This is a genomic window from Novispirillum itersonii subsp. itersonii ATCC 12639 (assembly GCF_000381985.1).
In the GTDB taxonomy this organism is placed as follows: Bacteria; Pseudomonadota; Alphaproteobacteria; order Rhodospirillales; family Rhodospirillaceae; genus Novispirillum; species Novispirillum itersonii.
The window spans coordinates 288,692-300,774 of record NZ_KB907341.1 but is presented as its reverse complement, the minus strand read 5'-3'; the positions used below and the strand labels follow the sequence as shown (position 1 = coordinate 300,774).

The 12,083-nt window shown below is 65.3% G+C and carries 8 protein-coding genes; 6 read left to right on the top strand and 2 right to left on the bottom strand.

The genetic code is table 11. From position 1 onward, the window contains the following. The first annotated feature begins 142 nt into the window (after positions 1 to 142). Both G365_RS0110080 and G365_RS0110075 read left to right on the top strand, forming a co-directional pair. Positions 143 to 1,306 (top strand): iron-containing alcohol dehydrogenase, encoded by a 1,164-nt coding sequence (locus G365_RS0110080; protein ID WP_019645402.1) that lies wholly within the window; start codon positions 143 to 145, stop codon positions 1,304 to 1,306. A 154-nt stretch (positions 1,307 to 1,460) separates the two neighbouring features. Next, positions 1,461 to 2,933: a sensor domain-containing diguanylate cyclase gene (locus G365_RS0110075; RefSeq protein WP_043741941.1), complete on the top strand. Its 1,473-nt coding sequence runs from the start codon at positions 1,461 to 1,463 to the stop codon at positions 2,931 to 2,933. A 27-nt stretch (positions 2,934 to 2,960) separates the two neighbouring features. On the opposite strand, the gene G365_RS0110070 is transcribed toward G365_RS0110075, so the two are convergent. After that, positions 2,961 to 3,587 carry a glutathione S-transferase family protein gene (locus G365_RS0110070; protein WP_026345245.1) on the bottom strand — a complete coding sequence of 209 codons (627 nt, stop codon included), beginning with the start codon at positions 3,585 to 3,587 and terminating at the stop codon, positions 2,961 to 2,963. A gap of 274 nt (positions 3,588 to 3,861) precedes the next feature. On the opposite strand from G365_RS0110070, the gene G365_RS0110060 reads away from it, so the two are divergent. Beyond that, positions 3,862 to 5,208, top strand: a complete 1,347-nt coding sequence (locus G365_RS0110060; RefSeq protein ID WP_026345244.1) for a ferredoxin reductase family protein — start codon at positions 3,862 to 3,864, stop codon at positions 5,206 to 5,208. 18 nt (positions 5,209 to 5,226) lie between these two features. Here G365_RS0110060 and G365_RS0110055 read toward each other — a convergent pair whose 3' ends face one another. Next, positions 5,227 to 6,213, bottom strand: a complete 987-nt coding sequence (locus tag G365_RS0110055; RefSeq protein ID WP_019645397.1) for a LacI family DNA-binding transcriptional regulator — start codon at positions 6,211 to 6,213, stop codon at positions 5,227 to 5,229. A gap of 262 nt (positions 6,214 to 6,475) precedes the next feature. On the opposite strand from G365_RS0110055, the gene ptsP reads away from it, so the two are divergent. Genes ptsP through G365_RS0110040 form a run of 3 tightly spaced genes read left to right on the top strand, consistent with a single transcriptional unit; the run spans position 6,476 to position 11,776 of the window. After that, a complete protein-coding gene (gene ptsP, locus G365_RS0110050) occupies positions 6,476 to 9,007 on the top strand; it encodes a phosphoenolpyruvate--protein phosphotransferase (RefSeq protein ID WP_019645396.1) in 2,532 nt (843 codons plus the stop codon). Beyond that, the gene (pfkB, locus tag G365_RS0110045; RefSeq protein WP_019645395.1) at positions 9,004 to 9,966 is read left to right on the top strand and encodes a 1-phosphofructokinase; all 963 of its coding nucleotides are present in this window, start codon (positions 9,004 to 9,006) and stop codon (positions 9,964 to 9,966) included. The genes ptsP and pfkB overlap by 4 nt, the downstream gene beginning before the upstream one ends. A gap of 55 nt (positions 9,967 to 10,021) precedes the next feature. Next, on the top strand, positions 10,022 to 11,776 hold the full coding sequence (locus tag G365_RS0110040) for a fructose-specific PTS transporter subunit EIIC (protein WP_019645394.1): 1,755 nt from the start codon (positions 10,022 to 10,024) through the stop codon (positions 11,774 to 11,776). Positions 11,777 to 12,083 lie beyond the last annotated feature (307 nt).

Here is a 12,083-nt window from a genome sequence, read left to right as displayed (position 1 = left end):
CGTGTGAGGGACAGACAACGGAGGTACGGCTCCGCCGTACCGACTGGGCCATTGAGGCCCCGCGCGACCATTCGCGCGTAAGCCAAGGGCGCGGATGCGCCCGCCCGGCGTGTGAGGGGCTGAATAAAAGAGGACTAAAACCATGAGTCATATCAACAGTGTGTTCCGCTGCCCGCCGCGTATCCTGTGTGCCGTTGATGCGCTTGACGGTCTGGGGGCGGTGATGACCGGGCTGGGGTCGACAGCCGTGGTGATCGTCTGTGATCCGGGGATCGTGACGCTGGGCTTTGCGGACCGGGCGATCCGGTCCCTGACCGCCGCCGGGTGCCGTGTCAGCGTTTACAGTGATGTGTCGGCGGATCCGCCGACCACGGTGGTTGAGGCGGCGGTGGCTGCCGCCCGTGCTTTCGGGGCGGACGGCATTGTCGGTCTCGGTGGCGGCAGTTCGCTCGATACCGCTAAGCTGGTGGCGCTGATGGTGCCCAATGATCAGCCGCTGGCGGCAATGTACGGTCATGATCTGGCGAAAGGCAAACGTCTGCCGCTGGTGCAGGTGCCGACCACCGCCGGGACCGGATCGGAAGTGACCTGGGTGTCGGTGGTGACGGACGAGGCCCAGCAGAAGAAGGCCATCTACGCGCCGCAGCTGCTGCCCGATGTCGCCCTGCTGGATCCGACCCTGACGGTCGGCCTGCCGCCGAAGGTGACGGCTGCGACCGGCCTTGATGCGATGGTTCATGCCATTGAGGCCTATACCAGCCGCACCCGCAAGAACCCGATTGCGGATGGCCTTGCCACGTCTGCCTTGCGGCTGCTGGCGGGGAATATCCGGACCGTAGTGACCGATGGCAGCAATCTTGCGGCGCGGGCTGCCATGTTGCAGGGGTCTCTGATGGCCGGAATGGCTTTCGTCAATGCCTCGGTGGCGGCGATCCATGCGCTGGCTTATCCGCTGGGGGCCCGCTATCACATTCCGCACGGTCATTCCAATGCGCTGGTGATGGCGCAGGTGATCCGCTTCAACCTGCCTGCGGCTCTGCCGCTGTATGCCGAGCTGGCCGAATGCCTGTTGCCGGGCCAGCAGTTCGGGACTCCTGAGCTGGCGGCGGAAGCCTTTGTCGCTGAGATTGAGGCGCTGGTTCCCGCCACCGGGCTGGAAACCCGCCTGTCGGCACTGGGCGTCGATGAGGCGGCAATTCCGTCAATGGCGGAAGAAGTCGTGGTCGGTATCCGCCGTCTGATCGACTGCAACCCGCGCGATATGACGCAGGCGGATGTCGAGGCGATCTACCGCAGCATCTTCTGATCCGGGTTCGTCAGACCCACCGGACGGCGGCCTTTCCCGCAGGGGAAAAGGCCGCCGTTTCTTTTCTGGATTGTATTAAAATCGGGTAATTCCTTAACAGGTCAGGGAAAATCTATTAGACTCCATCATGTTTCGGGCATGAACGGGCAGAACCATGCAGGGCAGGACAGGTGCGGCAGGGATACGGTCCGGTATCCTTCAGGCTGCCATGGCGCTCGGGTTTCTGGCCGGGGCGGTGTGGCTGGGGATGGATCTGCACGCCAGCCAGCAGAGAATAATCGCTGAGAAGCGTGATCTGGTGCAGCAGAAAAGCCAGTTCATGAGCCAGTGGTTCGGCACCACGATCCTGTCCACCGATTATGTGCTGCGGGATATTCTGGGGCGGGTTGTCCCCGCTGGAACAGCCCCGCAGACCGCTGCCCCCGGCTGGCAGGAGCAGACTATCCGTCTTCTGGGTGAGAAAAGTCAGTCAGTTGAAGGGCTTGACGGTATTTCTTTTTACGGTGCCGATTGTGTGTTCATGGCTGCGGCCAACCCGAAACTGATCGGATTCCGCAGCAATCAGTCTTTCTGCCGGGACCGGGCCGAACCTGTTTCCAGCGATACCTATATTCAGTATATGCCGGTGGAACGGTCGGCCACCCACCGCCCGGTGCTGCTGGTGTCGCGCAATATCGTTGACGGAGATGGTCGGTTGGTGGCCGGGGCGCTGGCCGCGATAGACCTCAGCTTTGCCCAGAACTGGCTGGAAGAGTTTCCGATTGGCCGGAATGACGTGCTGGCGGTGGTGGACGGTAATGATACCCTGCTGGCCCGCAGCCCGTTGTTGCCCGGCGCCATCGGCAGCAGGGCCCCGGCACCGGCAGGCCAGCCGTCTTTCGGGGAAACCCGGGGGAGCGCCAGCTTTATTGCCCGCTCTCCCTTCGACGGGCGCGAGCGGGTGTTTGGTATCAGCAAGATCGAGAAAATTCCGTTGCTGGTTCTGGTCGGGCTTGACCGGGAAGATCTTCTTGCCGATTGGCGGCACCGGGCGCTTCAGATGGGACTGGGCTATCTGGCTCTGCTGTTGCTGGCTTTTGCCCTGTTGCGGTCCCATCGTACCGCCCTGCGTCAGCGGGCGGAAATGCACCGGCTGGCGGTCACGGATCCACTGACCGGGGTTTTTAACCGCCGTCATCTGCTGGATACCGCAGCCGAAGAGGTTGTGCAGGCATGGCGGCAGGGAACGCCTCTGTCTGTGCTGCTGCTGGACATCGACCATTTCAAGAAGGTGAATGATGCCTGGGGGCATGCCGCCGGAGACCGGGCGATCTGCCGTCTGACCGAGGAGATGACTGTGCAGATGGGGCCGGGCGCCACCATCGGGCGTCTGGGGGGAGAGGAGTTTGCGGTGCTGCTGCCCGGCTGTGATCCAACAGAGGCCGCCATACAGGCACAAACCCTGCGCCACGCGGTGGAGCAGGTCTGCTTTGAGGCCGCCGACGGGGTCGAGCGGAGCCTGACGGTCAGTATCGGGGTGGCCGGGCTGCGGCCCGAGGATACCGGCTTTGAGACGGTCCAGCTACGGGCAGATGCGGCGCTGTACCGGGCCAAAGCCGGGGGACGGAACTGTGTGGTCGTCGGTTGACCGCCGCTGTTCTGCCGAGACCGGCGGTTACGGCATATCTGGCCGGGCATGCGGGGGGAAAGCCGGACGGGTCAGCAGGCGATGGTAATAGGCCCCGACCGCCGCAAGATCCGGGCGCGTCATCGGCATATGCAGCCAGCGATGTACTGACACCCCGAGCACCACGTCGGCCACGGTGAAAGTGGGGCCGGTGACATAGGCCCCGGTCCGGTCAAGTTGACGGTCAAGCAGGGCCATGGTGCGGTTCCATCCGGCGATCCCGGCTGTCAGGGCCTGCGGGTCGCTATGGGCCGGGCTTTTACGGATCAGCCCCATGAAGGCCGTGCGCCACGAGGTGTTCAGTTCGGTTGCCTGCCAGTCCATCCATTGCTCTACCCGCGACCGGGCCGTCGGGTCGGTGGGCAGCAGGTCATCGCGCCCGGCTTTGCCCGCCAGATAGCGGCAGATGGTGTTGGACTCCCACAGGATATGATCGCCGTCGGTCAGGACCGGGATCAGGCCGTTGGGGTTCAGGGCCAGGACCTCGGGCACCGGGTCCGGTCCGGGGCCGTCATAATTCTGGGCTGCCCGGGCAACGGTCAGGTCCAGTTCATCGCACAGCCACAGCACTTTCCGCACATTGATGGAAGACGGGCGGCCATACACCGTAATCATCGGACTCTCCGCAAAAGGGATCAGGACGGTGCAGTGTGGCATGGATCCGGGCGGGCTGTGGGCGGGCATTTCTCCGGTCGGCGTTGAGAAAAAGTCGGCCTTTTTCGCCCTGTGGGGGAACCGTGAATGAGATATTCAAATCCTGTTCAGGACCCGTGCCGTACGGTAAGGGGGTGTCGGATGCGCCGCGCAGAGCGAACGGGACGGAAACCGCAGGAGTTTCCCCCGTTGTGCGTATCATCCTCTTGTGCTTGAAAAGTCCGGGGACAGTTTTATGCGAGCAATCAAAGTTTCCCTCACCGGCCTGCTGGCGGGGGCCGCCCTGCTGTGGGTGGCTGCCGAACCGGGTGTGTTTGAGGTGTCGGCGTTTTTCCCGCTGCGGAATGCGATGGCGCAGCTGACCGGAGTGCTGGCGATCACCTGTATGTCGGTGGCGATGGTGCTGGCGGTCCGCCCGCGCTGGCCGGAACGCTGGTTCGGTGGGCTGGACCGGATGTACCGCCTGCATAAATGGCTGGGCATCAGCGCGCTGGTGCTGGCGGTGACCCACTGGCTGTGGGCCAAGGGCCCGAAATGGGCCGTGGGGCTGGGCCTGCTGGAGCGCCCCCAGCGGGGGCCACGCCCGGCTCCGGGGCCGGATGTTTCCCAGATTCAGCAGACCCTGCAATCGCTGCGGGGCACGGCGGAAGGGGTCGGTGAGTGGGCCTTCTACGGGGCGGCGGCGCTGATGGTGCTGGCCCTGATCAAATGGTTCCCCTATCGCTGGTTTTTCAAGACACACCGGATTTTGGCCGCCACCTATCTGGTGCTGGTGTTTCATGCCGTGGTGCTGCTGAATTATGCCGACTGGGCGACTCCGCTCGGGGTGTTGATGGCGGTGCAGCTGGTGGCCGGGTCGGTCGCTGCTGTGATCGTGCTGCTGCGGAAGGTGGCGGTGACGCGCCGGATTCAAGGGACTGTGGCCCACACCGTTTATTATCCCGGTGTACGTACGCTGGAAGCTGCGGTTGATGTGCCGCACGGCTGGCCGGGGCACCGTGCCGGACAGTTTGCCTTTGTCACAGCCGATCCGGCGGACGGGCCGCACCCGTACACCATTGCGTCGTCCTGGGCGGGCAGCAACAATCGCCTGACCTTTATCATCAAGGAACTTGGGGACCATACCGCCCGCCTGCGTGACACCCTGCACGACGGTTTGCCGGTGACGGTGGAAGGCCCCTATGGCTGCTTTACGTTTGAGGATGACGCCCCGCAGCAGATCTGGGTCGGGGGCGGTATCGGCATCACCCCCTTCGTCGCCCGCCTGAAGGATCTGGCAGCGCGATCCGGGGCAGCCCCGCGGACGGTCCATCTGTTCCATACCACGGCTGATCATGATGCGGTGGCGCTGGAAAAGCTGCGTGCCGATGCCGCTGCCGCCGGGGTGACCCTGCATGTGATGATTGACAGCCGCGATGGCCGTCTGGATGGGGCGAAGATCCGGGCACTGGTCCCGGAATGGCGGTCCGCCAGCCTGTGGTTCTGTGGTCCTGCCGGTTTTGGCAAGGCCCTGCGGTCTGATTTTTCTGCCTGCGGGCTGCCTGCCGGGCGCTTCCATCAGGAACTGTTCGCCCTGCGTTGAGAGAGCCCTATACCGGGGTCAGCCGCGGGTGGCGGTTGATCCCCGGATGATACAGCGGCCGCTTAGCACGATTTTACGGACCGGCAGGTCCTGCCGCTCCAGCCGTTCAAACAGCATGGTCATGGCGCTGGCCCCGATCTCCTGCACCGGCTGTTCAATCACCGTCAGACCGGGGCCGACCAGTTCAGTCCAGGTTTCGTTATCAAATCCGGCAACGGCCAGATCCCCCGGCATCGACAGCCCGGCGGCGCGCAGGGCGCGGGTCACCCCCAGCAGCAGCTGGCCGTTGCTGACCACCACGGCCTCGGGCCGGTCCGGCGTTGTCAGCAGGGCGGCAATGTGGGCTTCCGCCGCCGCCGCCTGCGGGGCGATGAAGACAGCATCCGGTTGCAGGCCGTGGCGGTGCATGGCCGCCGTGTAGCCATCATGCCGCTCTGCCCCCGTGGTGCTGGTGTTGCCGAACAGGCCGTGGATTTTGCGGTATCCCTGAGCGGCGAGATGGTCGATCAGCAGGGCGCTGGCCCCGGCATTGTCCAGTACCACGGCATCATGCAGCCCGGGCGGACCGGCGCGGTCAATCAGAACCACCGGAAAATCCAGATCAAAGCGATCAAGCGCTTCACAGGTAGTTCGTGTTGGTGCAAAAATCAGTCCGGTGACCCGTTCTTCCTGCATCAGGCGGAGGTACAGTTCCTCCCGGTCGGGGTTTTCATCGGTATTGCACAGAATAACCCGCATTCCGGCGTGATAGGCGGCGTCTTCCACAGCCCGGCTGACGGCGGTAAAAAACGGGTTGCGGATGTCTGAGACCACCAGACCGATGGTCTGCGTATGCTGTGACCGCAGGCGGCGGGCTGACAGGTTAGGGCGGTAGCCGGTTGCCTGCACCGCGTCCTCGACCCGGCGGCGGGTTTCCTCGCTGACCGGCCCGTTGCTGAGAGTGCGGGAGACGGTCGCCACCGACACCCCGGCGTGGCGGGCCACATCCTTGATGCTGACGCTCATATCCCGGGCCTTTCACCGCAGGAGTCTGCGGGGCTGATGATAACGTTTCCAATCATTATTGTCCTATCATAGATCAGGAAAATAAGGTTTCAAGCCATGTCTGCGGGACGTCTCCGGCAGTGGATTGACAATTTTTGTGTAAACGTTTTCAATCGTCATAACGGGCAGCGAAACACCCATGTCCGGCTGTGGTGATGATCCTCAGCCGGGGGGCCGGACCGGCAGGGTGGAACGGTGCCAAAGCATCGTATGAGGAAGCGCCATGGACCAGTCTTCTCACCCCAGCATGCTGCTGAGCCCCGCCCTGATCCGCCTCGGGGCTGCCCCTGCTGATAAGGGGGCCGCGATTGCCGCCGCCTGTCAGCTGTTGATCGACGCCGGGTACGTCGCCCCCGGATTTACCGCCAGCGTTGAGCGGCGGGAGCAGGTGGCGAATACCTTTCTTGGTCATGGCGTCGCCATTCCCCACGGGATGGTCGAAGACCGGGCGCTGGTGCTGAAAGACGGTATCGCCATCGTGCAGGTGCCGGGTGGGGTTGAATGGAACGCCGGGCAGTCAGCGCGGCTGGTGGTGGCGATTGCGGCCCGCTCTGATACCCACATTGCCGTTCTGCGTCGCCTGACCCGTCTGTTGCAGGATGAAGCCCGGCTGGCCGCCCTGTGTGAGACGCAGGCCCCCGCAGATCTGCTGTCGGCTCTCAACGATGTCCCGGAAGCCCCGGTGGCGTCCGACCCGGTGACGGATCTTGGGGCCGGGGATGCCCGTTTTGACTGGGTGGTCGATTATCCGACCGGCCTGCATGCTCGTCCGGCCTCGGCGTGGGTTGAGGCCGCCCGCCCCTTTGCGGCGCAGGTACAGGTCAGGTCCGGGGACCGGACCGCTGACGCCAAGGCGCTGGTCTCTTTGCTGCAACTGGGCCTGTCCTGCGGTGATGCGGTGGTGGTGTCTGCCAGCGGGCGCGATGCTGTGGCCGCTGTCACGGCGCTGAAGGCGGTGATGACCCGGCTGAGCGCGCAGGAAAAGGCGGATGCCGCCGCCGCAGCCCGCAAGGCGGTTCCGGCGGAGGCGGGCTGGGCCCCGCCGTCAGCCTTGCCGGTGATTGCCGGTCTGCCCGCCAGCCCCGGTCTGGCACTGGCCCCGGTGCATGTGCTGCTGCCGGTTGATGCCGCAGTGCCGGATCACCCGGTTTCGCTGACCGAAGGCGGGGCATTGCTGGATGACGCCCTGACCGCCACCCGCCAGCAGTTGCGGGCACTGGCCGACGACACCGGCCGCCGTCTGGGCGCGGCAGAGGCCGGGATTTTCACCGCACAGGCCGAGCTGCTGAATGACACCGACCTGATCACCCTGACCTGTCAGCTGATGGTCGAAGGCCATGGCGTGGCGTGGGCGTGGCATGAGGCGATCGAGCGCAAGGCGGGCAGTCTTGCCGCGCTGGGCAACCCGGTGCTGGCTGCCCGGGCTGCCGATCTGCGCGATGTTGGCCGCCGGGTGCTGACCCGGATTGATCCGGCGCTGGGGGCTTCGACGCTGGACAGTCTGCCGCAGACGCCATTCATTCTGGTGGCCCCGGATCTGTCGCCGTCGGATACCGCCGCGCTGGATATGGACCGGGTGGTGGGGCTGGCGACAGCCCACGGCGGCCCGACCTCGCACACCGCCATTCTGGCCCGCACACTGGGTCTTCCGGCGCTGGTTGCCGGTGGTGCGGCCTTGCTGGATCTGCCGTCCGGCACCCCGGTTATTCTCGACGGGCAGGGGGGGCGTCTGTACCTCAACCCCGGCGAGGCCGATACCGCTTCGGCACAGGCCTGGCGGCAGGACCGTCAGGCCCGGCAGGACCGCGAGGCCGGAGAGCGCAGCCTGCCCGCCCGCACCACCGATGGTCATGCGGTGGAGATCGCCGCCAATATCAACAGCGCCGATCAGGTGAGCATGGCCGTGGCGCAGGGGGCGGAAGGCGTCGGTCTGATGCGGACCGAATTCCTGTTCCTTGAGCGGGGGACGACCCCGGATGAAGACGAGCAGTATGCCGCTTACCGGGCCATGGCGCAGGCCCTGGACGGTAAGCCGCTGATTGTGCGGGCGCTGGACATCGGCGGCGACAAGCAGGTGGCGCATCTGAACCTGCCGAAAGAAGAGAATCCCTTCCTGGGGGTGCGCGGGGCCCGGCTGCTGCTGCGCCGTCTTGATCTGCTGGAGCCGCAGATGCGGGCGCTGTACCGGGCCGCCCGGGATGGCGGGACGCTGTCGGTGATGTTCCCGATGATCACCAGTGTCGAGGAGATTCAGGCCCTGACCGCCCTCTGCGAGCGGATCCGGACTGAGCTGAACGCCCCGAAAGTGCCGCTGGGGATCATGGTCGAGGTTCCGGCGGCGGCGGTACAGGCGGATGTGCTGGCGCGGCATGTCGATTTCTTCTCGATCGGTACCAATGATCTGACCCAGTACACACTGGCGATTGACCGGCAGCATCCCGATCTGGCGGCCGAGGCTGACAGTCTGCATCCGGCGGTGCTGCGCCTGATCCGCCAGACTGTTGATGGCGCGGCCCGGCATGGCCGTTGGGTCGGGGTCTGCGGGGGAATTGCCGGTGACCCGTTCGGTGCGGCCCTGCTGACCGGGATCGGGGTACAGGAACTGTCGATGACCCCCCGGGATATTCCGGCGGTCAAGGCCCGGCTGCGGCGGTCGTCGCAGGCAAATCTCAAGGCTCTGGCCCTGCAGGCCCTGTCCTGCGAAACGGCAGCGGATGTGCGGGCGCTGGAAACCGGCGCCGGGGGGCAGGCATGACCGCCCCGGCCCTTCCTGCGGTGATGACGGTCACCCTGAATCCGGCGATTGACCAGACCATCACCCTTGACCGGCTGGCCGTCGGGCATGTGCAGCGGGCGAAGACTGTCCAGCACAATGCCGGGGGTAAGGGGATCAATGTGGCCGGATGTCTTGCCGACTGGGGTGTGCCGGTGGCTGCCGCCGGGTTCCTCGGGGCGGATAATCAGGCTGCCTTCGCGGCTTTCATGACCGCCAAGGGGATTGCCGATCATTTTGTACGGGTGCCGGGCGAAACCCGCACCAACATCAAGATCGCCGATCTGTCTGCCGGGGACACCACCGATATCAATCTGCCGGGCCCGGCGGTGACGGCACCGGCGTGGGCGATGCTGATCAAAAGCCTTACCCAGACCGTGCGGGCCGGGGATCTGGTGGTGCTGGGCGGCAGTCTGCCGCCGGGCCTGCCGGAAACCGCCTACGCTGACCTGTGTGCGGTGCTGTCCGCTACCGGCGCCCGGGTGGTGCTGGATACCAGCGGCGCTCCGCTGACGGCGGCGCTGGCGGCATCCGGGCCGAAGCCGTGGTGCATCAAACCCAACCGGGCGGAGCTGGAAGGCTGGGCCGGGCGGCCCCTGCCGGATAGAGCCGCGCTGCTGGCGGCGGCGGCTGATCTGCTGGCGCTGGGGCTGGGGCGGGTGGTGATTTCTCTGGGGGCAGAGGGGGCCCTGTTCGTTGAAGCCGGGCAGGCGGTGCAGGTCTGTCTGCCGCCGGTACAGGCGGTCAGTACGGTCGGGGCCGGGGATGCGATGGTGGCGGGGCTGACCGCTGCAGCCCTTGCGGATGCCCCGCTGGACCGCGCCGCCCGTCTGGCCGCGGCTTTTGCCTGCGCCAAGCTGGCACAGGTCGGGCCGCATCTGCCTGCCCGGTCTGTGGTGGAAGATCTCGCCGCAACGGCGGAAACGGTAGTCCTGCGCTAAGCGGCAGGCCGAAGTCTCAGGAAGAAGGACGGGGGAAGCCCGTCAGGAGGAAACCATGACCACCATTCTTGCTGTCATCAACGCCGGGCCACGGGCCACACTGGGCGTTCTGGCCAGCGAAGCGCTGCGGAAGGCGGCTTCTTCCGCCGGGCTGTCCCTGCATGTGGAGCTGACCGGCGGCGGGGCGATCAGCACCCCGTTCTCCGGCGCGGCTCTGGCCTCGGCCACCGGGGTGATTCTGGTAGGTGCCGATGCCGGTGACGCCAGCCGCTTCGCCGGGCTGCCGGTTGTCACCGTACGGGTCGAAGATGTGCTGACCGATGCGGCGGCGGTGCTGGCCCGTCTGCCCGCGCCAGCGGCAGCGTCTGTTGCAGTGGCCCCGGTTGCGGACACTGCACCGTCGGCTCTGCGGCTGGTGGCGATCACCTCCTGCCCGACCGGGATTGCCCATACCTTTATGGCGGCGGAAGGGATCACCGCCGCAGCGCAGGCGCTCGGTCATCCGATCAAGGTTGAAACGCAGGGCTCGGTCGGGGCGCAGAACACCCTGACGGCAGAGGACATTCGGGCGGCGGATCTGGTCATCATTGCCGCCGATACGCAGGTCGATCTGACCCGGTTTCAGGGCAAACGGGTCTATCAGACCGGCACCAAACCGGCGATCAACGACGGCAAGGCCCTGATTGCCAAAGCGGCGGCCGATGCGTCCGTTCTGTCCGGTCCGGCATCAGCCGAAACATCGGGCCCGCAGCTGACCGATACCGTGGCTGCCGCCAAGGCCGATCTGGCCGCGCAGCGCAGTGGCCCCTATAAGCACCTGATGACCGGCGTGTCGTTTATGCTGCCGTTTGTGGTGACCGGCGGCCTGCTGATTGCCATCGCCTTTGCGCTGGGCGGTGTTTACGCCTTTGATGAGCAGTATAAGGGGACGCTGGCCTATACCCTGTTCACCATCGGGGCCAAGGGTGGCTTTGCGCTGATGGTTCCGGCGCTGGCCGGGTACATTGCCTATTCCATCGCCAACCGCCCGGGTATCGCGCCGGGGATGATCGGTGGCATGATTGCGGCCAACATCGGGGCCGGGTTCCTTGGCGGGATCGCCGCCGGGTTCATCGCCGGGTACGGCGTCGATTTTCTGAACCGGCATATCCGTCTGCATCGTAACCTTGAAGGCCTGAAGCCGGTCCTGATCCTGCCGATCCTCGGCTCGCTGCTGACCGGTCTGCTGATGGTCTATGTCATCGGTACGCCGGTGGCCGGGCTGCTGGCGGCCCTGACGGAATGGCTGAAGAACATGCAGGGCAGCAGTGCCGTACTGCTGGGGGTCCTGCTGGGGGCAATGATGGCCTTTGACATGGGCGGCCCGGTCAACAAAGCGGCTTATGCGTTCTCCACCAGCCTTGTCGGCACCGGCGTTTATATGCCGATGGCTGCGGCGATGGCTGCGGGTATGACCCCGCCGCTGGGGATTGCGCTGGCGACCCTGCTGTTCAAAGACCGCTTCACCACCGATGAGCGGGAGGCCGGCAAGGCGGCGGCAGTGCTGGGGATTTCCTTCATCACCGAAGGCGCGATCCCGTTTGCCGCCAAGGATCCGCTGCGGGTGATTCCGGCCCTGATCGCCGGGTCAGCACTGGCCGGAGCGATCTCGATGGCCTTTGCGGTGGAGCTGAAGGTACCGCATGGTGGGATCTTTGTGCTGCCGATCCCCAATGCGGTGACCCATCTGGGCGGCTACGTTCTGGCGCTGGTCGCCGGAACACTGGTGACCGCCGTGTTGTTGCGGGTGCTGAAGAAGAAAGTTGCCTGACGGTCAACACGTCAGAGCAAAAGAAAAGGGCGGAGACTTTGCGGTCTCCGCCCCAGACTACTGACAAAGCCCTCGACACTGGCGGGGCTTTTGACTCAGTGATGTATGCGGAAGACATCGCCGTCGCACCAAACCGCCCTCGAGAGTGTCACCATCGACTCGCTGGTTCTGCTTTAACAGGCAAAACAGCCTGCGGAGACGCATCGCGGCCCTTATCCGAACGGCTCAAAAAACAAACCCCGCTGAAAAACAACGGGGTTTGTCTCCGTGCTGAGGGGTCGGAAAACCGGCGCAGCCCTATGTCATA

What these genes read in the sequence shown, in the direction of transcription:
- G365_RS0110055 (WP_019645397.1), bottom strand. Translation starts at nt 6,213, where the DNA reads ATGAGCGTCAGCATCAAGGATGTGGCCCGCCACGCCGGGGTGTCGGTG.
- G365_RS0110070 (WP_026345245.1), bottom strand. Translation starts at nt 3,587, where the DNA reads ATGATTACGGTGTATGGCCGCCCGTCTTCCATCAATGTGCGGAAAGTG.
- ptsP (WP_019645396.1), top strand. Translation starts at nt 6,476, where the DNA reads ATGGACCAGTCTTCTCACCCCAGCATGCTGCTGAGCCCCGCCCTGATC.
- pfkB (WP_019645395.1), top strand. Translation starts at nt 9,004, where the DNA reads ATGACCGCCCCGGCCCTTCCTGCGGTGATGACGGTCACCCTGAATCCG.
- G365_RS0110075 (WP_043741941.1), top strand. Translation starts at nt 1,461, where the DNA reads ATGCAGGGCAGGACAGGTGCGGCAGGGATACGGTCCGGTATCCTTCAG.
- G365_RS0110080 (WP_019645402.1), top strand. Translation starts at nt 143, where the DNA reads ATGAGTCATATCAACAGTGTGTTCCGCTGCCCGCCGCGTATCCTGTGT.
- G365_RS0110040 (WP_019645394.1), top strand. Translation starts at nt 10,022, where the DNA reads ATGACCACCATTCTTGCTGTCATCAACGCCGGGCCACGGGCCACACTG.
- G365_RS0110060 (WP_026345244.1), top strand. Translation starts at nt 3,862, where the DNA reads ATGCGAGCAATCAAAGTTTCCCTCACCGGCCTGCTGGCGGGGGCCGCC.